Source organism: Edaphobacter sp. HDX4, assembly GCF_036877565.1.
Lineage (GTDB): Bacteria > Acidobacteriota > Terriglobia > Terriglobales > Acidobacteriaceae > Edaphobacter.
Genome location: NZ_JAEDXW010000002.1, coordinates 138,774 through 161,991, shown reverse-complemented (window position 1 = coordinate 161,991; position 23,218 = coordinate 138,774). Strand labels below are relative to the sequence as shown.

Genomic DNA, 23,218 nt, shown 5'->3' with positions numbered 1-23,218 from the left:
GTGGCTCCAACCAAACAGACGTTTACCAGCTATCTCATCCGCATTAGACTCTATGAACGTGATCGTTCCCCGTCGGCGCTTCCTTGGCTCCTCGCTCTTTCTGCTCAGCGGTACGCTCCTTGAGGCCCTCACCACGCCTCTATGGAAGTGGCGCAATCCCGACCTCGTTCACGCGGCTACCACCGCGCCGACCTTACCCGTGCAGTTCACCGATGTTGCCAGGCAGGCTGGGCTCACCATCCCCAATGTCTGGGGAGGGGTCGATCACAAACGGTCAATCGTGGAAGCAAAGGGCTGTGGCATCGCGTTCTTTGATTACGACAACGACGGCTGGCTGGACATCTATCTTACAAACGGCGACCGGTTCGATGTGCAATGGCCTTCTGAACAGACTCCTACAACTCACCTTTATAAAAACAACCGCGACGGCACCTTCACCGATGTCACCGCCAAATCCGGGCTTGCACGCACGGGTTGGCAGACGGGCGTCTGTGTGGGCGACTACAACAATGACGGTTGGGACGATCTCTTCTGCACGTTCTGGGGACACAATGTGCTCTTCCACAACAATGGTGACGGCACCTTCACCGATGTCACCCACAAGGCTGGTCTTTCGCAACAGCAGGTGCGGCTGGGTGCCGGATGCACCTTCCTCGACTATGATCGCGACGGATACCTCGACCTCTTCGTCTGCAACTACCTCAAGCTCGATCCAACGGACATCCGGCCGGTAACCGACACCAAGTTCTGCCAGTGGAAGGGTGTACCGATCATGTGTGGTCCGCGCGGTCTTCCTGGCGACACCAACATCCTGTACCACAACAATGGCGACGGTACCTTCACAGACGTTTCGGAAAAGTCCGGTATCCACAAGGTTGGCCCCCGCTATTCCATCACCGCAGTCTCCTATGACTTCGACAATGATGGGTGGCCGGATATCTATGTTGCCGTAGATTCACAGCCAAGCGTTCTGCTGAAAAACAATCACGACGGCACCTTTACGGACGTTGCCGTGATGGCGGGCTGCGCTTATAACGACGACGGGCACGAGCAGGCAGGCATGGGCGTCGCGGTTGCTGATTATGACTGCGATGGCTACTTCGATATCTTCAAAACGAACTTCGCCGACGATACCTGCAACCTTTACCACAACAATGGGGATGGCACTTTCACGGACGTGACTGCGGCGGCGGGCACAGCCATGAATAACAGTTACGTCGCATGGGGCTGTGGCTTTGTCGATTACGACAACGACGGATGGAAAGACATCCTTCAGGTCAATGGTCATGTCTATCCGGAGATCGACAAGTATCACTTCGGCCAGACCTTCAAGAATCCGCGTCTGGTCTACAGGAACCTGGGCAATGGCCGCTTCAAGGATGTCTCAGCCGAGATGGGTCCTGGTATCGCCGAACGCTATTCCAGTCGCGGAGCAGCCTTCGGTGACTACGACAACGACGGCGATATCGACGTCCTGATACTGAACATGAATGACACGCCCTCCTTGCTGCGAAACGATGGCGGCAACCAGCAAAACTGGATCAAGCTCAAACTGGTCGGGACACGGTGTAATCGCACAGCAATCGGCGCACGTGCGCGCATCATCACAGGCAAGCACGTGCAGATGGACGAGGTGCATAGCGGCACCAGTGTTATGTCACAGGGCGACCTGCGACTGCACTTCGGGCTTGGGCAGTCCGAAATTGTCGATGTCGTCGAAGTGAAATGGCCGACGACTCAAAAGATTGAGCAATTTAAAAATGTTCAGACAAATCAGATACTCACAATCCGTGAAGAAGAAGGGATCGTTGCAACCTACAAGCCGAAGAAGGCGTGAGATTCACCCCCGTACAGAGATCACTTCGCGTCTGCTGATTGTCCCTGCAGGACAACCATAAACTGCTTGACTCTGGTTCGCTTCTGCTCGACAGCTTGCGCCTGCGCCCTCTCAATCGCGTCATGCTGTTCGAACTCCTCCTTGGCCTGCACTGCCAAACCCAGACGCTGATAGGAGACTCCACGTCTGTAATGTGCATCTCCGAGCTGCGGATTCGCTTCAACTGCCTTCGTGAAAAGATCGATGGACTGTCGATACTCTTTCCTGTCCATGCTCAAAATTCCCATCTGAAGATAAGCCTCGCCAAGCTTCGGATCCAGCTCTGTGGCCTTCAGGAGCAGCGACCGCGCATATTCAATGTCCGCCGTATTTGCGGGTACGCCCTGGCGCTTCAGGATTGCCATCGCATAGTAGTACTTTGCGCGTGCATTATCCGGCTGTGTCTGCGTAAATCGAGCCAGTTTCTGCTCCGCACAACCCAGAGGAGCAGGCGAGGCTATCTCGATCTCGCCCAGGAACGTGTAGGGTGCGGGATCCTGCGGATTCAATTCTGCGGCCTCGCATAGATGCTGAGCAGCCTCTTCATATTGCGCACTGGCGAACCGTGCAACGCCCAGCGCAGACAACATCCTCGGCGATTTCGGATAGGCCGCTATCCCTTTCCTGAAAACCTCAGCCGCTGGCCATATAGCGCGATGCAACAATAGCTCGGCGCCCCATGTAAATTGATTCAGCTCACTTGGATCGAGATGCACAGCTGTCTCGTACTCACGTTCAGCAGACAGTGCATCGCCCATTGCCTCATCCACATCGCCCGCAAGGCGGTGGAGCTCTGCGGTGTTTTCTTCAGCCAGCAGGTGACGTATATGTTCCTGTGACCGCTTTAGATCGCCGGCTTCCTTGTAGGCAAATGCAAGATCATATTCATTGCTTTTATCCGCGGGATCGATGCGGAAAGCAGTCTCTAACGGAAGCACGGCCTCACGATAGTCTCTGTTTTGCAGACAGAACTTGCCGAGTTCGCGGTTCGCAGCAAAACTCCGCGGCGAAGCTGCTGCGGTAGTGCGTAGCTCGGTCTCCCTGTCGCCCGTAGGAGCAGGAACTGCCTCGGCTGGCCTGAGCGTCGCTGTTTCCCGCGCCAGGGTCTCACTTGTCCGCAGGCTTGCATCCGACCCATGACCGCCGACCGCCGTCCAATCGGTGATGCCAGCGACCGTAAAGTCGGGTTTGTCAGCAAATTCCATGCTCTCGGTGCGTGCAGCGTTCGGAGCAAGGACCAGAGTGATCTGCGCCACTTGATCGTCCGTAGAAACCTCTCTCGACGCATGCTCATCAGCTTTCTCGGCATGCAGAGAGTATTTGCCGGGCCGTACATTAACCAATGCAAAGCTACCGTGCGCGTCTGTTCGTGTCACCAGACCAGATGGTTGCAACGAAATCAGAGCATCGGGAACGGGCTTGCCATTTGCCTCGTTCACTACACCGCGAATAGAAACCGCCTTCACCTGTTGCGCGCGCGCTGCGAAACAGCCAGCGGAAAGCAAACAGATTACCAACGCTTGAAGCAAGCTGATAGCACCGACTCTCATAAATAAAGCTAATTTCGCAGGAACCATGACAGTCGGCATTGTACTCGTTGTCTACCCAACCCTCCGAGGGCAGGATTCATACAAGATTACAAATATCCACGCGATCCTCCTTTGTTCTTGTCTCCCGATTCGATAGCATGGCTGAACTTAACGATCCTAAACTGTGGTGTGTCGAAGGAGCTCCGCTTTGAAGAGGCTTTGGTTTGTTGCTGGGATGACGGTGCTGGCGGGACTCGTTCTGCCAGTGCTGCGAGCGCAGGACGGGGCCAAGGTCTTTCGTCTCGACGGTGGCGACGTGTCGTATGTGTTTGGCGTCAACGACCACAAAGAGCTACAGGCTATGTACTGGGGACACCGGCTGCCCGGATCGCAGCAGTTTGCCACGCCACGGCGCGGCCAGGAGGTCGCCTCGTTCGATGGCCCCGTGACCGTTACGCCGCATGAGTACATAGGCTGGGGCGGCGTGTTGTATGTGGAGCCGGACCTGAAGGTGACATTCCCCGACGGCAACCGCGACCTTGTACTTGAGTATGTCTCCAGCGAGGTCCGGCCCAACGAGATCAGCATCCGCATGAAAGATATCGAGCGCGCCGTCTTTGTCACGCTTCGGTACAGGATGGATTCGGACACCGGTGTGCTGGCGCGTGAGGCCGTCATCGAGAACCGCACCAACGGGCCCATAAAACTTGAGGAGGTACAATCGGCGACCTGGAACCTGCCGCGCGGCGATCGCTATCGCCTTCACTACGTCACCGGCCGCTGGGGTAGTGAGAATTCGCTGCAGATGCGGCCTGTCTCCGGCGGCAAGACAGTGCTCGAGAGCCGCCGCGGCACCACCGGCGCGCAGAACAATCCATGGTTCATGATCGACGACGGCTCCAGCGACGACCAGGACGCGGGCGAGGTTTGGTTCGGCGCGCTGGGCTGGAGCGGCTCTTGGCAGATCGCCGTGGAGCAGACCGTCGTGAAGGACGTACGGATCACCGGTGGACCCAACACCTTCGACTTCGGTTATCAATTGAAGGCGGGTGAGAGCTTCGAAACGCCATGGTTCTACGGTGGCTACTCCCACCGGGGACTAGGTGGGGCTTCGCGTCTGCTCCACCGGTTCGAGGTGGACAACATTGTGCCGCACGCACCGCACCCGAAGATTCGTCCCGTGCTCTACAACTCATGGGAGGCGACGACCTTCGACGTCACAGCTGTGGGTCAGATGGCGCTGGCGGAAAAAGCAGCGAAGATGGGCGTAGAACGCTTCGTCATCGACGACGGCTGGTTTGGACAGCGCAAGAACGATCACGCCGGCCTGGGCGACTGGTACGTGAACAAGCAGAAGTTTCCCGACGGGCTCAAACCACTTATCGAGAAGGTGCACTCCCTCGGCATGGACTTCGGCATCTGGGTGGAGCCGGAGATGGTAAACCCCAACAGCGACCTCTACCGCAACCATCCCGACTGGGTCCTGAACTTTACCGGTCGCCCCCGCACTGAGGGTCGCAATCAGCTGGTGCTGAATATGGCGCGTAAGGACGTGCATGACTACACGCTGGAGTGGTTGGACAAACTGCTGGACGATAACAAAATCGCGTTTCTCAAGTGGGACTATAACCGCAACTGGTCGGAGCCCGGCTGGCCTGCCGTCCCCATCGACGAGCAGAAGAACGTCTACGTGGACTTCATCCGCAACTACTACGACATCCTGGAGCAACTTCGAAAGCGGCATCCGGATGTCGAGATCGAGAGCTGCTCGGGCGGCGGTGGCCGCGTGGACCTAGGTGTGCTGCGATTGACCGACGAGGTGTGGACCTCGGACAATACCGACGCCTTCGATCGGCTGTACATCCAGAACGGCTTCACCTACGCCTACACTCCGGCGGTAATGATGGCATGGGTTACTGATTCACCGACTTGGGTCAACCACCGCCCCCTCTCGCTTGAGTACCGATTCCTGTCGTCGATGCAGGGTTCGCTGGGCATCGGCGCGAACCTGAACCAGTGGAAAGACGAGGACTTCGCGACCGCCTCGCACATGATTGCAGCTTACAAAGATATCCGGGAGACGGTGCAGCGGGGCCAGCTTTATCGGCTCATCCAGCCGGAGAGCAATGAGCAGTCGGTCACCGAGTCGGTCGCGCGCGACGGCAAACAGACAGTTCTCTTCACCTTTCTGCACTCCAGCCGCGAGAACTACCCCTTTCCAACGGTTCGGCTGCGCGGCCTGGATGAAAATGCGTTATACGCAATCAAGCCGATCGCGGGCAAAGCGGTGGAAGGCACACCTGCCAGCGCCACCGGCGGCTATTGGATGTACCACGGCATCGACGTGGCGCTGAAGGGGGACTTCCAGGCCGCAGCCTTTGTGCTCACGCGTCAGTAGACAATTCGAGAAACTCTACCGCCAAAAGCTTCCTATACCAGCACGTCTGATCACGTTCCGGGTGATGAGGCGCTCGCTCGGTAGTTTCCGGAAAGAGGTTTGTAACGATTGATTTATATGGCTCCTGAGGTAGGACTCGAACCTACAACCCTTCGGCTAATAGGCGGGTCGTCAGGCTCGGAGCACCTTTGCTTTCAATGGAGGAGATGGAGCCGAAAGGACACTTTGGAGACTTTTTGGCGCACAATTTGGTGAAGAATTTGGTGAAGTTTTGAGACGAGAGGAGTCTCTGGTTCGACCGAAGGCTCATCTCCCCCACCGCTTCTGGATACACCTGGTCGTGGACAGACGGATTGCGTGGGCTCCTAGTTCCCTGTTTGTCGCGGATTCCGCGAGAGTGGCTGGTCTTTCACCTAGTCGCGTAACTCGTCCGGCCTCCACCGTGTGAAGGTGGCACTGAAGTGGACGGCTGATGGATCTTAAAGGGCTTATCAGCCGGAGCAGTCGGTAAAAACCTGCATTCTGGGCACTATTTGCTACCAAATGCTACCCGTGGCGGATCAGCCCACATTTCTTCTAGGAGACTACCTGACCAACCCCGACTACCGCCGTTTAGCAAACTTCTCGATCAAAGCCTAAGCCCGGAGGCTCTCGGTAATGCCTTCAAGCACTCCAAGGGATCGGCGGTCGAAATCGGAATAGCTTATCTCACGGCGGAGCTCCGCATGCGAGTCGTCTGACCACGGCGACGTAATTGATCCTGATGTGGCGGATCAGGGTCGCCCGGGACGCTGGGGCATCGACAACATGCGAGCCCGCGCTCGAAAGATCGTAACAGTCCTCAGTATTCTGAGCCGGCCGAACAACGGCACCTCGGTGGAGTTGACGATTCCTCTCGAGCTGGCGAGGGAAAGGCACGGCCTCTGGCCCCTCTGGTACCGCAGGAAGAGCGCGCGATACACAGAGCGTCCCTAGCCTAACCGGGATCAGTTGATCGACCGAAAGACACGCGATCGAAGATCAGGTTGATTGACGAACTGCGATGGTAGGCCGCGGCTTTCAGATTTAGACAAGTTCATAATCCGAATTGGACGGGTGTCAAATCCGGATTAGACGCTACAACAATCCGAGATGGCTGAGATCGATTCCCAGCTATTTCCGAGATTCTCAGCCAAACGTGTGGCTACTGCGCTTACGGACACTCCTGTGGTCATGCTGATCGGACCCCGCCAATGTGGCAAGACTACGCTCCTCCGTCAGTTCGGTAACGGGGAACGCGAGTATGTGACCTTGGATCACACACGGTGCTCGAACCCGCTCGCAACGATCCGGCTGGCTTTGTGCGTGGATTAGATCTGTCACCATGGATGAAGTGCAAAGAGCTCCGGAACTTTCGAGGGCGATAAACGATCTGTCGATAGCGACGGCAGGGCGGGACGTTTCCTGCTGACGGGATCTGCCAACATCTCACTCTGCCTCAAGTCTCCGCAAGTCTTGCGGGCCGCATGGAAATGGTGAACCTGATGCCGATCTCCAGAGCCGAGATACTAGGCAAAGAGCCCATTTTTCCTGAGAACGGCATTCAACAGCAAATTGGTGAAGCCAGGGGCCGGATATCTTTGGCGATCACCTTGTCCATGCGGTACTGGTGGGCGGATACCCTGAGATGCTGCGGAGAGAAGACTCCCGGCGACGTCAAGCCTGGGCACGGGACCGATGACTTGCAACTGGGGACGCTTCTGACTCAATTATTCGATCGCGATGAGTTTGCCTGACGGTGGCCGCCACAGGCGAAGATGCCATCGGACAAATTTCAGAACAAGACTTTTCTCTCGTGATCCCGGGCGTGATGCTTCCCGGCATTAACGGCTTCGCGGTGCTGCAGCGTATTCGAGAGGAGACCTATGTTCCTGTACTCATGCTCACGGCGCCTACGATATCTGGAGTTCCCCAGATTGCAGCTGCGCCAGGGAGACGCTTGCGTGATTCCAAGCTCGCAGCATGTTTGTACAGCGGTTGTTCAGCGATCAGTGGCGGTCCCCGTGCGCTCCCCCAACGTGCCACATCAGACTGACCCCGATGTTGTTCTTGTGATAGGGGCGAAAGTACGCGTCGTCCTGATGCATGTAGTAGACCTCGAGGGTCGACCGCCCAAACAGTGGCCGGTCAAACCCGCCGTAGTATCGCGTTCTGCTCCAGTCCTCAGCGAGCATATCGTAAAACTTCTCGTACCGAAGAAACGGAACGTACCTGGTTTGCTGGATCGTCAATGGGCGCTCCAGCGTGATGCGGTCGCGGTACCGCTGCGTAAATCTTGCCTTGGTGGGCGTCTGCAACCATCGCACCTCGGGCCGGACTCTGTCGGAAAGCAAGAAACCGTGAAATGCCGGGGCCCTGAAGATGGCCTCAGTATAGAACCTGTTTTCATGAGTAATTCCGCTGAGATTTGGGTTTGCGTGAATGTAAAGATATCCACTACCGGCAGAGAACCAACGCGTGGGGGAATAAATGGCTCCCGCTGTCAGCAACTCCTCGTCAAGCTGTGTTGAATTGTTCCCAAAGCGGACTTCCCCGAAGCCTGTAAACGCCAGCTTTGGCCTTACTTGGTCAGTTACAGAAACCATGGTCCACTGCTGGAGATCCGTGGCCGGAACCGTCTGCGCCCTTGCGCTGTTCATATCGAAAATAACCGCAATTGCGCAACCAGCGAATTGCCATTTTCGAAACATAGATGACCTCCCAACGCACCCTTTCCAAGGCTGCGTGACCTAGAACAACGATGAGAAACGGCACGAAGAGCAATATCGGGGCCGGAGGTGTGTCTGAGAGTGCTGTTGAGAAAACTCGCTCTTGTCCCGACCGACCGGTATGTTTGTTGGATCAAAACTTAAATACGATCAACTTGTTGCCCCCGCTCTTTCGCTGATTACGAATACCTCATAGGTCTACGGCTGCGACCGAGTACCCCAACCTCCGTGCTCGATCACCAGTGCGCGTTACGAGAGTAGCGGTCACTGCACAGACCGCGGCAAACGAGAGCCAGACCCCCGGCATGGCCTTATTCCCGGTGAAGTGAATAAGGTAAGTAGAAATAGCTGGCGTGAAACCACCGAAAATTGCGGTCGCTAGACTGTAGGCCAACGAGAATCCAGCGGTGCGCACTTCTGTGGGGATGATCTCCGTGAGGTACACCACCATCGCTCCGTTGTAGCCCGAATAGAGGAACGAGAGCCAGAGTTCGACCGCCAAGAGCGTCGTGAACGATGGGTGGCCAACGAGCCAGGACATTGCTGGATAACAACTCAGCAGCATGAGCAGGGCGCATGAAAGGAGCAAGGGCCGGCGGCCGATCCGATCGGATAAAGCCCCCATAATCGGCAACATCACGAAATTCGAGACGCCCACGCACAAGGTCACAATGAGACCCTCGCGCGGAGATAGATGGAGCACTACGTTGCCATACGTTGGGGTGTAGGCCGTGATCAGATAAAAGGCCACGGTCGTCATGGTGACGAGCATCGCTCCAAGAGTGATCAGCCTCCAATTTTGTGCCAGCTTCCTGAACACCTGCATGGTGGACAGCTGCGGTTTACGAAGGAGAAACGTAGGCGACTCTTCCAGTGAGCTGTGCACCAAGAAGATAAAAGGGATGATCAGACAGCCGACAAAAAATGGCAGCCTCCAACCCCAGCTTGCGAATGCCGACGGAGATAGGTGTGAGCTGACGGTGATGCCGAGCAAGGCGGCGAATACAACCGCGATTTGTTGGCTGGCCGATTGCCAGCTCACATAGAAACCTTCATGTCCGGGCGTCGCGATTTCGGAAAGGTATACAGACACACTACCTAACTGAGCGCCGGCGGAAAAGCCCTGAAGTAACCGTCCAAGGAGCACAAGAATCGGAGCCAGCACCCCCAGCGTGGCATATCCAGGAGTACAGGCTATAGAGAGCGTACCAACTGCCATGAGTCCGAGCGTCATCAGTTGTCCCGCTCGTCGTCCTCGGCGGTCCACATATGCCCCCAATACAAGCCCACCAAGCGGTCGCATGAGAAAACCCGCGCCGAAGACCGCAAATGTGAGCAGCAGGGATGCGAACTCGCTCGCTTTCGGGAAATACGCCCTGCTGATCCAGGGTGCGTAGTAACCGAACACCATGAAGTCATACATGTCCAGAAAGTTTCCTCCGGAAACGAGGAGAACGTTTTTTATCTTTTTCCTGCGATTAGACACTCGTAGTCTCCGATGCTCTGCGAGGGAGCGCATTCTGGCCCCCCGCGGTCGTCGGGACGAAAAGGGATGTGACCATGGCTATGCCTATGCCAACCAGTGGAAGGCCTCGCCCAACAATCCCAATACATCTAATTTCAGTTGCATTTATTTCCACGACTCGTCTCGATTCCTGTCATTACTGTCAAATCCCTGCTTCATACGTTTGGCTCATCTTTGCGAGTACTTGTTGACTGACTAGTACCTTGCTGGCCGATGAACCTCTCCGAGCCGAGGAGAACGAAAATGCCTCAAGAAGATAATGGCCACATCGTCTGTCGACCGCGTTCGGGGCTGTATTTGTCATGAAGTTCAACACCATCACAAACGGTTTTCACTACCGGCTAAGACTTCTAGTCGCGCATGACGACGTTTGTCCTTTTGAAAACGCAAGAGAATCCTTAAATTGTTATTAACCAGCAAAATCAGCGATTTACGCGAAGTAGAACGGTATAGCGCGGTCGATCGGCCCAGGAAGATGGGCGAGATGGTCCTTGCCGCGCATCGGAATAGCAATCGCAGAGCACGTCGAAGGGGCCCGCGGCTACTCGGATAACGTCAATAGGTTGTTGTGAGGGGAGCCCCTATTAGGGGACAAGACCTGTTGTATCGTTGCTGGAAAGAATGGTTGCAGGCGATTCACGCTTTCCATTCTGACCGTCGAATCCCATCCGGGTTATGAGCGCAACGAACCGCGGATCGGAGCGAACTGAGTCTAGAAGAGGATCCACCTTGGCGTAGACCATGTAGGTCGAGCGATCCTGATACGCCTTTTCCAGCCAGGCCATCGCCTGGTTTCGGTCGCCAAGTCCAATCGAAACGAGCGCGACACTGAATGCGGGGACATACCGAGAGTGAGACCGGGCCGTCAGACTCGCGAGAATTCGACGCGCAGCTTTCGTGTTTCCTCTCATAGCCTCGCAATACCCGATCAATCCGTCAAGGTATGCGTCGGCGCCTGAAAGCCTGTTCGCCTGCTGAAACTCAGAGATCGCGCCTACGTAGTCTTTTTGGGCTGCCAGCGCCATGCCAAGACCGGTGTGCGCCCGAGCCCAATAGGGATCCAGTTCAATCGCATGTCTGTAATTGGTAATGGCCTGGTCGTACTGGTGGTTCCAGTAGAAGGCCCTTCCCAGTACCCGATTCGCAAGCAGCGACAGCGGATCGATCTCCTTGGCTTTGGCAGCCTGTTGAACAGCCTGTGCGGGTTGACCCGTTGCGGCGAAATACAATGCATCCCAGGTATATGCCAGCGAATAGTTTGGATTCAGTTCGATCGCGCGGCGGAACTCCCGGTCTGCCTTGGACCAATCCCATTCGTAGTAAAGAGCGACCATGCCCAAGGAAGTGTGAGCTTCTGTCAGCGAGTCATCCAATTGCAACGCCTTTAAGGCCGCAGCCTTGGCGTTCGGATATGCCTCTTCCGGTGCTTCGACACCATAGGACGCAAGGAGAGTGTAGGAATCCGCCAGGCCGGCATAGGCATTCGCATACCCTGGGTCTTTCAATACCGCCCGCTGAAAGCATTCAATGCTGTGGCGGAACCCATCTGCGGTCCGCTTATTCCAGAAATACCGTCCCTCTATATATAGCTGGTACGCCTCGGGATCGCGTAAACCCTCTTTGACGCGTGCCAATGGCTTGCGGTCCGGGTAGAGGACCCGCACAACCTGTATTTCGATCCGGTCCTCCAGGTCGCCGATCTGGGTAATCGGCGTTTCATATGCTCCCGACCAAAGCGTATTCCCCCTGGAAGAGACAAGCTTCGCCGCAACACTAACCTGCCCGCCAGAGGAATTGATCGTGCCTGTTAGCAAGGCGTCGACTTTCTGCTCATCGGCAACAGTAGAGAGATCCAGTTTTCCGCCGGCATACTTCATCACAGCCGCTGCGGGACGAACCACGATACGATCTGTGCCACCGAACTTCGAAATAAGATCATCGGCTATTCCCATGCCGATATGGCTACTGCTCGCGTCGGAGCCGTGAATCTCGAATGGCAATACTGCGATGGCATGAATCGGTTCCACCGGATGCTTGGATGCCTGCACGCTGGATTGAACATGAAACGCCAATGCGCCGATGACAGCGATCACGATCAGGCCAGCCGCCTTCCAGATGTTGGATCTTGATCGTCCGCCTGCGCTCCCTGTCATCACATTCGGAACAGGAGCATCCGTCGGAGGCGAGGAAGAAATGTAGACCGGTTCCATTTCCTCGGCAGGTCGAGAGTCGTTCGGCGCGGGAGCGGCCACGGACCGTATCTTTTTTACCGTCGGGAGGAAGCGGTAACCTTGCTTTGCGACCGTCTCTATATATCTGTTCTCGCTGCGATCATCTCCCAGGGCTTTGCGGAGCATGGATATAGTGACGGCAAGGTTTCCTTCCTCAACGAAAGTGTCTCCCCAAACCGCGACGAGCAGTTCAGATTTATCAACCAGATGGCCGCAATTGCGAACCAGAACCACGAGGATTTGAAAGGCCTTCGCAGTAAGCGAAACCTTTTTCCCGTCGCACAGCAGGAGATGTTCAGTAGGATTTAACTGGAATTGGCCGAACTCATAGATGTACTCATCTTGCGTCATGATTCCGTAGACCCTCCTCCCAGGCATGAGGGCTAAAGCTCGGCAGCTCCAGACTGCGAGATTTATCAAAATACTCGTATACGTGAGCGATTGAAACTGGGTCAAGCAGCGTCGGCCTAGCCTTCGCGTCACGGCAAGCGGGTTAACTAATAGTAAATCGCCTCCACATTCAAGGATTGCGATACGTTCAAGCCTCATTCTGCTTGTATCCTCGATCCTTTCCCGTCAATCTTTCCCCGCAGTTCAAGTTGCTGAATATAAGCAGCTTAGTGAGTTTTAGATTTATTTAAGAAAATGTTCAGGAGAACTTGTAGAGAGCTAAGGGAAGTATGTGGCTAAGCTATAGCCCATGCAAAGAGCGAACTCGACCGAGATCATGGCGTACCCTCCTCCTCTCAGCAAGAACAAACACCTGACCCGCTGGGTCGAGAAGATGGCTGATCTGACCCAGCCCGACAACATTCATTGGGTAGACGGCTCCCAGGCCGAGTACGATCGGCTTTGCGATCTTCTTGTCGATACCGGTACTTTCTTCCCGCTGGACAAGAAGCTTTGGCCCGGCTGCTTCTATGCCCGTTCAACACCGAACGATGTCGCTCGGGTCGAAGACCGCACGTTTATCTGCTCCCTGTCCAAAGACAATGCCGGTCCGACCAATAACTGGGAAGATCCTTTCGCGATGCGCAGGAAGCTTAAACAGCTCTTCCGCGGCAGCATGAAGGGCCGCACCATGTACGTCCTGCCTTACAGCATGGGACCCCTCGGTTCGCCCATGTCGCAGATCGGGGTCCAGCTTACCGACTCGCCTTACGCTGTGGTCAACATGAGGATCATGGCCAGAATCGGCGCGCCCGTCTTCGCCGAAATTGACAAAGGCGAAAAGCGTGTGGTGCCCTGCGTGCACTCCGTCGGCGCGCCGCTCGCTCCCGGGGAACAAGATGTGCCCTGGCCGTGCAATGACGAGAAATACATCGTCCACTTTCCGGAAACCCGCGAGATATGGAGTTACGGCAGTGGATATGGAGGCAACGCGCTCCTCGGCAAGAAATGCTTCGCCCTGCGCATCGCTTCCAACATCGCCCGTGACGAGGGTTGGATGGCCGAACACATGCTGATCCTCGGCCTGGAATCGCCACAGGACGAGACCGGCAAGACAGAGAAGACCTACGTTGCCGCGGCCTTTCCCTCCGCCTGCGGGAAGACCAACCTGGCCATGCTTATCCCTCCCGCCGGATTTGAGGGCTGGAAAGTCTGGACGGTCGGCGACGATATCGCTTGGATCAAACCAGACGCCACAGGCCAGCTCCGCGCCATCAATCCCGAGGCCGGTTTTTTCGGCGTTGCGCCTGGTACCTCGGTCAAGACCAATCCCAACGCGATGGCCACACTCGCTCGCAATACTATCTTCACCAACGTCGCTCTCACTCCGGAAGGCGGCGTCTGGTGGGAGGGCATGACTGACGATCCGCCTGCCGAGTGCCTCGATTGGCGGGGAGAGTTCTGGACTCCCGAGATCGGCAAGGCCACCGGAAGACCGGCAGCCCATCCTAACGGACGTTTTACTGCCCCCGCCTCGCAGTGTCCCACGATCGATCCGGACTGGGAGGCCCCCGAAGGTGTTCCCGTTTCTGCCATCATATTCGGCGGGCGGAGGCCCACGACCCTACCGCTCGTCTATCAGGCCTTCAACTGGTCCGGAGGCGTCTATGCAGGCGCAACCATGGGCTCGGAGACAACCGCCGCTTCCGCCGGGGCTACAGGCAAAGTTCGACGAGATCCGATGGCCATGCTGCCTTTCTGCGGCTATCACATGGGTGACTACTTCCGTCACTGGATCAAGATGCAGCGCTCGCTCTCAGTGACCCCGCGCGTCTTCCACGTCAACTGGTTCCGAAAGGATGAAACGGGCAAATTCTTGTGGCCTGGCTATAGCGAGAATATGCGTGTCCTAAAGTGGATCGTCGACCGCGTCCGTGGCCGCGCTCAGGGAAAGGAGACCCCGATCGGCTGGACTCCCCACTTCAATGACATCAACTGGCAAGGGCTGCATTTTTCGCGCGAGACATTCGACACCCTACAAGCTGTCGATCGCGATCAATGGAAACGCGAAGTGATCGGCCACGAAGAGTTCTTCATCCTTCTCCACGACCATCTCCCGCCGGAGATGATCTACGAAAGAGAGCTCCTCATTTGCCGGCTCTGACCCATGGCGCCTGATCACAGAGTACGAGACAGGAGGGTCTCCCAGTGACTATCTCAATGGATATACATCCGAGTGTTCCGGTTGATGAATCCGCGAACCCTGAATTATCGCCGAAGCCCGACAAACGCTCGGCGGGAGTATCCGATGCCTTCTCCGAACAGACCAACTCGGGGAAAGAACAGGTTAACCAAACCACGACCGCCCATTCCCACGGCAATCATCCGGTGAAAGGATCTGACCTTCTCGTGCGAGCGCTCGAGAACGAGGGCGTGGAATACATCTTCGGCGTGCCGGGGGAGGAGAATCTCGACCTCGTCGAGTCCCTTCGGAGCTCTAACATTCAGCTCATCGTGACGAGGCATGAGCAGGTCGCCGGATTTATGGCTGCGACCTACGGTCGACTGACCGGCAAGGCGGGAGTATGCCTGAGCACACTCGGGCCAGGCGCGACGAACTTCGTGACGGCCGCGGCATATGCATACCTCGGCGGGATGCCAATGTTGATGATCACCGGTCAAAAGCCGATTCTCAAGAGCCGTCAGGCACGTTTTCAAATCATCGACACCGTTTCGATGATGCGTCCGCTGACCAAGTCCGCGAAGCAGGTGATCGACGCCGGCAATATCCCAACACTTGTTCGCGATGCTTTTCGCGTTGCGCAGGAAGAGCGGCCCGGACCAGTCCATCTGGAACTCCCGGAAGATATCGCCGGGCAGATGACCGAGCGTTCGACACTGGTGCCGGTCAGTTCGGCTTCGCGCCCGGTCGCGTCCGATCAGGCGATCCGGGAAGCGGCCGCTCTGCTCCAGGCAGCACAACATCCTCTCGTCTTGATCGGTGGCGGCGCCAACCGGCCTGGCCTTACGTCGGCGTTGTCCGCTGCGGTCCGCCAGCTCGAGATTCCGTTCTTCAATACTCAGATGGGTAAGGGCGCCGTCACCGGCAACTCCGACCTGTACCTCGGCACGGCGGCACTCTCGGAAGGAGACTATGTCCATCTTGCGTGCCGCCACGCGGACCTGATTCTCAGCGTGGGGCATGACACCGTAGAGAAGCCTCCCTTTATCATGCGCGACAGCGGCCCGAAGGTCATTCACATCGATTTCAATCCGGCGGATATCGATCAGATCTATTTCCCTCATGTCCAACTCATCGGGGACATCGCCGACAGCCTGTCACGCCTTGCCTCCGTAGTGGATGGCGAGAAGGCCTGGGATGCGACCTATTTCAAGCGAGTGCAGGAGGTCGTGCTTACGCACATTGCCGAGGGCGCTGATGACCCTCGCTTCCCGCTGGCGCCCCAGCGCATTGTCGCCGATGTTCGGCGTGTGATGCCCGAGGATGGTGTCATCTGCCTCGATAACGGGATGTACAAGATATGGTTCGCACGCAACTATCGCACCCATGTCGCCAACACGATACTGCTCGACAATGCGTTAGCCACCATGGGGGCCGGTCTTCCTTCGGCGATGATGGCGTCTCTTCTGTATCCCGGCAAACGCGTTATGGCGGTGTGCGGCGATGGCGGTTTCATGATGAACTCGCAGGATTTGGAAACTGCCAATCGCCTTCATCTGAATCTGGTTGTGCTCATCATTGAGGATCGCGGATACGGCATGATCCGCTGGAAACAGGAGGCAGAAGGGTTTGCCGACTTTGGTCTTTCCTTCGAAAATCCGGACTTCGTCCAATATGCCGAATCCTACGGGGCGAAGGGTACACGTGTCACTGCCACGGATGACCTCGCGCCGATCCTTGAAGGCGCCTTCCAGAGTGGAGGAGTGCATCTGATCGCAGTCCCTGTCGATTACTCCGAAAACAAACGTGTCCTGAACGACGAGTTAAAACGAAAGGCGATCAAGCTCGATTGACGCTGTCAATCCGGGCAGTTACCTATGCTTGTTTATCAGCCATATGACTGCGCTCCGATCTCCGAGGTCGCCTTGGATGACGCCGCCAGTGTGCAACACAAGCTCGAACGCGCCGCCGTGGCATTCAAGGACCGCTCCCATTGGCTCCCTGTTTTTGAGCGCATCGAAATCCTCAAACATCTTGCTCTCCTGATGGAGCAAGAACAATACGACTTTGCTCTCCTTATCGCCCGCGAAGGCGGTAAGCCTTTGACCGACGCGCGGTCCGAGGTCACACGCGCGATCAATGGGATCGAGATCGCGATTTCGGCGATTGAGCATTTAGCTGGAGAAGAAGTCCCGATGGGACTTACACCAGCGTCAAAAAACCGTTGGGCGTTCACCACCCCTGAGCCCATTGGCATCGTGGTGGCAATCTCCGCATTCAATCACCCTCTCAATCTAATCGTGCACCAAGTCGTTCCTGCTATCGCCACCGGCTGCCCTGTACTCATTAAGCCTGCTGCAACAACGCCTCTCAGTTGCCTCCGCTTTGTTGAGCTGATCTACGAAACGGGCCTACCCGAGTCATGGTGTCAGACCGTGGTGGTCGAAGACAATGCGTTAGCTGAGACTCTGGCCACAGACAAGCGAGTAGCGTTCCTGAGCTTTATCGGATCGGGAAGGGTCGGCTGGTCTTTGCGATCCAAGCTCGCGCCGGGCACGAGATATTCTCTCGAACATGGCGGCGCTGCCCCCGTCATCGTGGATCGTTCTGCAGATATCGATACGATCATCGAACCTCTGGTTAAGGGCGGCTATTACCATGCGGGTCAGGTCTGCGTATCGACGCAGCGAATCTTCATTCAGGAGGACATCAAAGAAGATTTCATAGCCCGTTTCGTCAGGCGCATTGAGAGACTCGAGGTCGGCGACCCAACCCTCTACGAAACCGAAGTCGGCCCTCTCATTCTTCCGAAGGAAGTCGATCGAGTTGAGACGTGGGTCAAAGAAGCCATCGACGGCCCCGGAAAACTATTGACGGGAGGGGCGCGCATTAGTAGTACAGTCTTTCAGCCAACTGTGATTCTGGAACCAGGCCCTGCTGCACTCGTTTCCCAGCAGGAGGTCTTCGGTCCCGTTACCTGTATCTACGGTTATACCGATCTTGAAGATGCCATTGCCCGCGCAAATAACCTTCCTTTCGCCTTTCAGTCAGCGGTGTTTACCCGTGATATCGATGTCGCACTAACCGCGGCACGACTGCTCGATGCATCCGCAGTACTTATCAATGACCACACGGCGTTTCGAACCGATTGGATGCCCTTTTCCGGCCGCCGCCAGTCAGGCTACGGGACCGGTGGTATTCCCCACACCATGCGCGACATGCTCCAGAACAAGATGGTCGTATTCCGATTTTGAGGTTCGTCTGCACGTCCGAGGAGAAAAATGTGAGCAAAGATACGTGCCGTTACATTGGTCCCCGGTGACGGCATCGGCCCAAAGCCCGTCTCGCTCCATTTCGCGAAGATGTTGCGCTAGCATCTTCTTCGATGCCAGGGGCAGTATTCGGCTTAGTTCTCCCAAGCGCACTGGGCCATGCCGGAATCGTAAAAGAATCCTAGTCTTCCATTTCCCATGGATGAGATTCACGACAGTCTGCGCGGAACATTCTGCCGAACGCTCGAACCGTTTCCGGCCTTCCGGTAAAGGCCTAACCGAAGAACTGTGTATACCTTCCTTCTGCGCTCCATAGGACGTACTGATCTGCACCAGTTCCGGCTTCTCAGCGATGCTCTTAGCGATATGCTGCTTCACTTTCGTATAGAAACAGGTGGGTCGGTGCATTGGTCACCCTGCCTGCCGAGGATCGCCAAACCACAGCTTATTGTGGCCTGTTCGTTTCGTGCAGTCGGCACAATGCCCGCAGTGGGAACAAGCTGCATGGACCGCGCAGTTCGCGGTCGCACTTGTATTTGCCCTTGAACATTTGGCCGGAGGAGCGACGTGGATTAATGCGATTCTCGGAACCGTCGGCGGGTCACTGCTCTTTGGCATGGCGGCCATCGTGATGCGCGGATTGGCGGTTCCTATTGGTCTGCACGGAGCTTGGAATTTCGGACAGTGGACACTCGGCGAGAAGGAGAGTTCTGGGATTTAGCGACCGATCGTGGAGCAAGGCTACACCCTGCATGTCGATCACATCGGAATACTCAGCTATCTCCTCGTTTTTGGTTCCTCAATCGTAGCGCTATGGCTATTCGGAAAATTTCGTACCCGTAGCGACCATAGAAAGCAAGCCGACGACCGATATCTCTCTAAAAACCGGCTACCCCAACCCCAAACACTCAACCAGAGCCACTTTCACCCAAGGGATGTAAACCATGTGCCCGGTCCAGAATGTAAACCATGTTCCGGTACACTCAACGGCCTCTGGCTCCTCTGGCACCGCAAGAAGAGCGCGCGAGACACAGACCGTTTCTAACCGGGATCAGTTCATCGACCGGAAGACATGGCATCGAATTTCTTGTCAAACCAAGCAGTGAAAGAAAACGACGCTATCACTTGTCAGAGAGCGCCAAGCGATTATGCTCGAGTGGAGAATTCTGGGAGAAGGCGAGTTGAGGAGAATGGTTGGTTTTCAGGACAGTGAGTGACGGGCATTGTCTGACGCCCGCTGCATCAGGAAGAGAATTCTCCTAAAGCCTGCTCGACTTCAGCGGTGCTAGCGACGAGATCCCTTTATCCACCCTTGACACGATACTCTTCCGTACACAAGAATCTTCGGACCGAAGCAGTTCTCCTTCATCACCATCCGGCCCGGCATCAGCAATCACCTCAAGGACTTAGGGGAAATTGATGGGAGCATTGATCTTTCGTGAGACCGGTGAACCGAAGAGCGTATTGGAACTGGCTGAGATCCCTACTCCGCCTTTGGCCCCTGGCGAAGCGCTGGTCCGGGTACTGCTGAGCCCGATCAACGCGTCAGACCTGCACATGGCGCGCGGGCGCTATGGCCGTCAACCGGAATTGCCGGCCAGCCCGGGCCTCGAAGGCGTGGGTATTGTGGAGGCTGTAGGTCCGGGCGTGCAAGGTTCGACTGTTGGAACTCGCGTAGTCTTCGTTGACACGTGGAACACCTGGCGCGAGCAGATCGTGTGCCCAGTGGACAAACTCGTGCCTGTTCTAGACGGACTGGACGATCCGGCCGCCGCCACTTCCTACATCAATCCTTTGACGGCATGGGCATTGACCCTATCAACGCACAAGGTCAAGGAGGGCGACTGGCTCCTGCAGACGGCAGCTGCATCCAGCGTCGGGAAGTTCGTGCTTCAACTGGCGCAGCAGTATCGATTCAAGACAATCAACGTCATCCGGCGGCGCGAGCAGGAATCAATCATACGCAACCTCGGAGGTAACGAGGTCATCTACACCTCCGACGAGGACCTCAAGGCACGCCTGCAGGAATTGACGGGGGGCAAGGGCGTTGAACGAGCGATTGACTGCGTCGCAGGGGAAGTCGGCGCTGAAGTTGCCCGCAACCTTGCTCCCGCTGGAACCATGCTCGTGTATGGAGCCCTCTCCAGTCATCGACAGACGGACCCCGCGAAATTAACCATGCCGCTCTTCGCTCCCCGTTTGATCTATTCCACAGCGACCGTGCGGGTGGTGGCTTCCGCGTTGGGTGCCTTCCCAGCCGCTCGGCGAAGTTCGAGCAGCAACGAGCGATCTCCTCACCATGTTGTCGAACGGAACACTTACGCCTCCAGCGACTGCGCGGTATTCCCTTAAGGACTTCCGGCAGGCAGTACGCCTGGCCGATGGTGAGGCTGGACAGGAAAGGATCTTGCTCGACTTCTCCGAGTAGTCTGTTGAGAACTCGCTAACTACGGCGTCCAACGAATCTCAACTTTTGACAACAACGCAAAGCACGTTTCCAGCCCAAGAGCACCTCGAAACGCGCATTGGCGATAATGCATTATTCGAGTACTGCTGAATGGAAGTGGACTGAAGCCGCTTTATCTGTACTCAAAACTGCGGGATGCACGGGCGGGATAAGTGGCAAGCTCAAGGGTATAAATGGGAATCTGCGGTCTGGCCAGCGGCATGGGGGACAGACGACGGGCGCGAGTCGATTGGGTTCGGAGTCGCCGGCGTGCTTACGGGCGTGCCTGGGGGTGGTGATGCCCATTCGAGCCGCCCGTTGCTGTTCGCGACCTGTTGGGGTTCGAACGATGCGGCCGTCATACAAGTCACTGCTCACCCAGTTTCCCGTTTCCATCAAGGTGTTCGCAGGAGCCCCAGGTCGATCACATTGCCTCGTGTATCGCCGATCTGAGCCCTGTCTCCCGCGGCATACAGTTTTGAAAGGCCGATGGAGAAAGCTCCAGCGATGCCTCTCGATTCTTCTGTTCCTGCCTATCCTCTTTGAAGATCGCCTGGGCCGCGTCAGCATTGGACGGCACCGCAGACGAGAAGCTAACCGGCCTCGCCTGCGCCTCGCCCTTCTCGGCTTCAGCCAGCAAGTCGGGCTGGTTCTCGTCTCCACTGCGAGAATCAGCGTTGTGCGCGGCTTTGGGGTCTCCATCCCAATGCTTGCGTGCTGCGAGAGCGCGACTCAGTCGTGTCAAAATCCTATGCGACGACATTCTGACGGCGTGACCGCCCCTTGGCGGCCAAGGGTATATGTTTCAACAGCAATCCGTAGGTCGTTTACGGAATTGTCCAAGAATCCGTCGGACTTCGCGTGCTAAGTGGAACTTCAGCGAGTGGAATGCCATTTGCAATAGTCGTCCAGGAGTTGAAGAGAAATGGAACAAACAGTCATCTGGGTACATTGAGGAAGCGATCCGCTTTGTGCGCTGCCGGAGTCCAGCTTTGCCTGGGTTCTCGAGATAGCTCGCCGGGCAGCAACTCGATGACTGTGCACTATATATCTTGCGATCTTGCAGTCATCGTTACTCCCGGCCGCATGTATTTGAAACAGGACGATCAGCTTGGGATCTATACGCTCCTTGAGCTCGGAGCTTGGGAGATACTCGAGATCATCGTTGAAAAAGAATTTTCCTGTCTGGCATGACAGCGATAGCAATAACGTGGATATACTCGCGAATCCCTTGCTGGCAGCAAACTGCTAGGCTGAGTAATCCTGCGCGCGTCTGATATCGCGGCCACTTTCCATCGGCATGCGGTCGACGGCGCGGATATACATTTCGATTTGAATACCGCTTTCGATGATCCTGCGAAGCCTTCTGGTGCCTCCGGATCTCACCACCCGTGTATGTAGACGAGCGCGATGGCCAATGTCAGGCCCGCGAGCGCCCCCTCATACGAGCTGCGCATCGTCTACGACTGGTCCCGCTCTGTGGTGAACGTGTGCCGCCCGGCAACGCCGCTGTCATCGGCAGCGCTGTTTAGTTGAGGCGCCTCTTTATTTAGCTCGTGAATGATCCGGGCGCGAACCGGACGAAATGCACTCAACCATTCATCCACCGCGTTCGTATTGTTTACATTGCGCTCAGTCGAAACAGGCATGCAGCTCTTCGCTGGCCTGAGAGGATGCCTCAGTGGAAAGGCAATTAACTATGAACCCTATCGAGTCGAGTCGACACTTTCGTAGCAGCTGGGTCGTGGTGATCGAAGAGAACGGAAGGCGGCAGCTGCGCATGCGCTGGGCCGTCCGGCGGGAAGACAGATGTTTAGTTCAAAACGTGAGGATGAGATGAAGAAATCGACAGTAGTTTCACTAATGCTTTCACCCGTTGCATCGATGTTGATTGGTCCCGCCGCGTGGCCGCAGAATCTCATGATTCCCCCGCCGCTCCAGGGAAAAATCCAGGCGATTCAAGCCGCAAGCCGGGAGAACGAACAGAGGCTGCATACGTACCAGTGGATCGAGACCACGACGGTAACAATTAACGGCCATTCGAAGCCGCCCATGCAGTCGATCTGCCGCTATGCGCCGGATGGAACCATCTTGAAGACTTCGCTTGGAGCGCAGCAACAGCCGCCGATGCCGAGTGGCGGGCCCCTCATGCGGCACGTGGAGAAAATGAAAATCGAGGAGGTGCAGGAATCGCTTTCCCAGATTCGCGGTCTCATGGGGCGATACCTTCCGCCGGCACCGGGCACGCTGCAGCAGGCGTTCCAAACGAGGCCCGTGGGTTTCGAGCACAATGGGGCGATGGAGAATTCGGTTGTGATTCACGATTATGTGAAGCAGGGAGACTCACTGAGCCTGGAATTGGGCCCACCGATGATGGGGCTTCGTGGGATCAGAGTGAACACCTACTTGGAATCTGTTTCCGATCCTGTGACCGCCATCGTGCAGTTTGCGACGTTACCGGATGGAACTCATTACCCAGGCGTCACCACCATCAACGCGCCTGCGAAGGGTATTTTCATTTCAACTGAGCAGTCGAATTTTTCTAAAGCAATTCAATAGCAAAAGGGAGCCGGTTGACCGCCGGCGATTCAGCGGTGTTGCGCATCGAGCGCGACGGACGCT

At 56.3% G+C, this 23,218-nt stretch carries 17 protein-coding genes; 10 read left to right on the top strand and 7 right to left on the bottom strand.

Annotation, left to right across the window (positions count from 1 at the left end; genetic code table 11):
- The first annotated feature begins 52 nt into the window (after nucleotides 1–52).
- Nucleotides 53–1,837: a CRTAC1 family protein gene (locus JAO29_RS03155; RefSeq protein ID WP_334266725.1), complete on the top strand. Its 1,785-nt coding sequence runs from the start codon at nucleotides 53–55 to the stop codon at nucleotides 1,835–1,837.
- Nucleotides 1,838–1,857: 20 nt separating this feature from the next.
- Here the strand turns inward: JAO29_RS03155 and JAO29_RS03150 are convergent, their stop codons facing one another.
- Complete coding sequence (locus tag JAO29_RS03150; protein ID WP_334266724.1) at nucleotides 1,858–3,342, bottom strand: tetratricopeptide repeat protein; 1,485 nt, start codon at nucleotides 3,340–3,342, stop codon at nucleotides 1,858–1,860.
- Between the two features lie 271 nt (nucleotides 3,343–3,613).
- Here JAO29_RS03150 and JAO29_RS03145 point away from each other — a divergent pair, with 271 nt between their 5' ends.
- The 3 genes from JAO29_RS03145 (at nucleotide 3,614) to JAO29_RS03140 (ending at nucleotide 7,877) form a co-directional block, all read left to right on the top strand.
- Nucleotides 3,614–5,803, top strand: a complete 2,190-nt coding sequence (locus JAO29_RS03145) for an alpha-galactosidase (RefSeq protein WP_334266723.1) — start codon at nucleotides 3,614–3,616, stop codon at nucleotides 5,801–5,803.
- 1,131 nt (nucleotides 5,804–6,934) lie between these two features.
- The gene (locus JAO29_RS23385) at nucleotides 6,935–7,156 is read left to right on the top strand and encodes an AAA family ATPase (RefSeq protein ID WP_442886297.1); all 222 of its coding nucleotides are present in this window, start codon (nucleotides 6,935–6,937) and stop codon (nucleotides 7,154–7,156) included.
- Nucleotides 7,157–7,580: 424 nt separating this feature from the next.
- On the top strand, nucleotides 7,581–7,877 hold the full coding sequence (locus JAO29_RS03140) for a response regulator (RefSeq protein ID WP_334266722.1): 297 nt from the start codon (nucleotides 7,581–7,583) through the stop codon (nucleotides 7,875–7,877).
- Here the strand turns inward: JAO29_RS03140 and JAO29_RS03135 are convergent.
- From JAO29_RS03135 to JAO29_RS03125, 3 genes are all read right to left on the bottom strand, one after another.
- Nucleotides 7,831–8,532 carry a DUF2490 domain-containing protein gene (locus JAO29_RS03135; RefSeq protein WP_334266721.1) on the bottom strand — a complete coding sequence of 234 codons (702 nt, stop codon included), beginning with the start codon at nucleotides 8,530–8,532 and terminating at the stop codon, nucleotides 7,831–7,833. The genes JAO29_RS03140 and JAO29_RS03135 overlap by 47 nt on opposite strands.
- A gap of 208 nt (nucleotides 8,533–8,740) precedes the next feature.
- The gene (locus tag JAO29_RS03130) at nucleotides 8,741–10,069 is read right to left on the bottom strand and encodes an MFS transporter (RefSeq protein ID WP_334266720.1); all 1,329 of its coding nucleotides are present in this window, start codon (nucleotides 10,067–10,069) and stop codon (nucleotides 8,741–8,743) included.
- A gap of 590 nt (nucleotides 10,070–10,659) precedes the next feature.
- A complete protein-coding gene (locus JAO29_RS03125; RefSeq protein ID WP_334266719.1) occupies nucleotides 10,660–12,657 on the bottom strand; it encodes a winged helix-turn-helix domain-containing protein in 1,998 nt (665 codons plus the stop codon).
- Nucleotides 12,658–13,006: 349 nt separating this feature from the next.
- On the opposite strand from JAO29_RS03125, the gene JAO29_RS03120 reads away from it, so the two are divergent.
- From JAO29_RS03120 to JAO29_RS03110, 3 genes are read left to right on the top strand one after another with little or no spacing between them, the layout of a single operon-like run.
- Nucleotides 13,007–14,860: a phosphoenolpyruvate carboxykinase (GTP) gene (locus JAO29_RS03120; protein ID WP_334266718.1), complete on the top strand. Its 1,854-nt coding sequence runs from the start codon at nucleotides 13,007–13,009 to the stop codon at nucleotides 14,858–14,860.
- Nucleotides 14,861–14,904: 44 nt separating this feature from the next.
- Nucleotides 14,905–16,731, top strand: a complete 1,827-nt coding sequence (locus JAO29_RS03115; RefSeq protein WP_334266717.1) for an acetolactate synthase large subunit — start codon at nucleotides 14,905–14,907, stop codon at nucleotides 16,729–16,731.
- 24 nt (nucleotides 16,732–16,755) lie between these two features.
- Nucleotides 16,756–18,132 carry an aldehyde dehydrogenase family protein gene (locus tag JAO29_RS03110; protein WP_334266716.1) on the top strand — a complete coding sequence of 459 codons (1,377 nt, stop codon included), beginning with the start codon at nucleotides 16,756–16,758 and terminating at the stop codon, nucleotides 18,130–18,132.
- Here JAO29_RS03110 and JAO29_RS23380 read toward each other — a convergent pair.
- Nucleotides 18,055–18,558, bottom strand: a complete 504-nt coding sequence (locus JAO29_RS23380) for a winged helix-turn-helix transcriptional regulator (RefSeq protein WP_442886296.1) — start codon at nucleotides 18,556–18,558, stop codon at nucleotides 18,055–18,057. The two genes, JAO29_RS03110 and JAO29_RS23380, sit on opposite strands and share 78 nt — an antisense overlap.
- A gap of 40 nt (nucleotides 18,559–18,598) precedes the next feature.
- Between JAO29_RS23380 and JAO29_RS03105 the strand changes: the two genes are divergently transcribed.
- Together JAO29_RS03105 and JAO29_RS03100 are read left to right on the top strand one after the other, a co-directional pair.
- Nucleotides 18,599–18,871: a CPBP family intramembrane glutamic endopeptidase gene (locus tag JAO29_RS03105; RefSeq protein WP_334266715.1), complete on the top strand. Its 273-nt coding sequence runs from the start codon at nucleotides 18,599–18,601 to the stop codon at nucleotides 18,869–18,871.
- Nucleotides 18,872–19,569: 698 nt separating this feature from the next.
- Nucleotides 19,570–20,502: a zinc-dependent alcohol dehydrogenase family protein gene (locus tag JAO29_RS03100; protein ID WP_334266714.1), complete on the top strand. Its 933-nt coding sequence runs from the start codon at nucleotides 19,570–19,572 to the stop codon at nucleotides 20,500–20,502.
- Between the two features lie 489 nt (nucleotides 20,503–20,991).
- Here JAO29_RS03100 and JAO29_RS23375 read toward each other — a convergent pair whose 3' ends face one another.
- Nucleotides 20,992–21,072 (bottom strand): hypothetical protein, encoded by an 81-nt coding sequence (locus JAO29_RS23375; protein ID WP_442886305.1) that lies wholly within the window; start codon nucleotides 21,070–21,072, stop codon nucleotides 20,992–20,994.
- A gap of 984 nt (nucleotides 21,073–22,056) precedes the next feature.
- Nucleotides 22,057–22,245 carry a hypothetical protein gene (locus JAO29_RS03090; protein ID WP_334266712.1) on the bottom strand — a complete coding sequence of 63 codons (189 nt, stop codon included), beginning with the start codon at nucleotides 22,243–22,245 and terminating at the stop codon, nucleotides 22,057–22,059.
- A gap of 187 nt (nucleotides 22,246–22,432) precedes the next feature.
- On the opposite strand from JAO29_RS03090, the gene JAO29_RS03085 reads away from it, so the two are divergent.
- Complete coding sequence (locus JAO29_RS03085; RefSeq protein ID WP_334266711.1) at nucleotides 22,433–23,155, top strand: hypothetical protein; 723 nt, start codon at nucleotides 22,433–22,435, stop codon at nucleotides 23,153–23,155.
- The last annotated feature ends 63 nt before the right edge of the window (nucleotides 23,156–23,218 follow it).

What these genes read in the sequence shown, in the direction of transcription:
- JAO29_RS03155 (WP_334266725.1), top strand. Translation starts at nt 53, where the DNA reads ATGAACGTGATCGTTCCCCGTCGGCGCTTCCTTGGCTCCTCGCTCTTT.
- JAO29_RS23385 (WP_442886297.1), top strand. Translation starts at nt 6,935, where the DNA reads ATGGCTGAGATCGATTCCCAGCTATTTCCGAGATTCTCAGCCAAACGT.
- JAO29_RS03135 (WP_334266721.1), bottom strand. Translation starts at nt 8,532, where the DNA reads ATGTTTCGAAAATGGCAATTCGCTGGTTGCGCAATTGCGGTTATTTTC.
- JAO29_RS03130 (WP_334266720.1), bottom strand. Translation starts at nt 10,069, where the DNA reads ATGCGCTCCCTCGCAGAGCATCGGAGACTACGAGTGTCTAATCGCAGG.
- JAO29_RS03125 (WP_334266719.1), bottom strand. Translation starts at nt 12,657, where the DNA reads ATGACGCAAGATGAGTACATCTATGAGTTCGGCCAATTCCAGTTAAAT.
- JAO29_RS03120 (WP_334266718.1), top strand. Translation starts at nt 13,007, where the DNA reads ATGCAAAGAGCGAACTCGACCGAGATCATGGCGTACCCTCCTCCTCTC.
- JAO29_RS03110 (WP_334266716.1), top strand. Translation starts at nt 16,756, where the DNA reads ATGCTTGTTTATCAGCCATATGACTGCGCTCCGATCTCCGAGGTCGCC.
- JAO29_RS23380 (WP_442886296.1), bottom strand. Translation starts at nt 18,558, where the DNA reads ATGCACCGACCCACCTGTTTCTATACGAAAGTGAAGCAGCATATCGCT.
- JAO29_RS03100 (WP_334266714.1), top strand. Translation starts at nt 19,570, where the DNA reads ATGGGAGCATTGATCTTTCGTGAGACCGGTGAACCGAAGAGCGTATTG.
- JAO29_RS03090 (WP_334266712.1), bottom strand. Translation starts at nt 22,245, where the DNA reads ATGCCTGTTTCGACTGAGCGCAATGTAAACAATACGAACGCGGTGGAT.
- JAO29_RS03085 (WP_334266711.1), top strand. Translation starts at nt 22,433, where the DNA reads ATGAAGAAATCGACAGTAGTTTCACTAATGCTTTCACCCGTTGCATCG.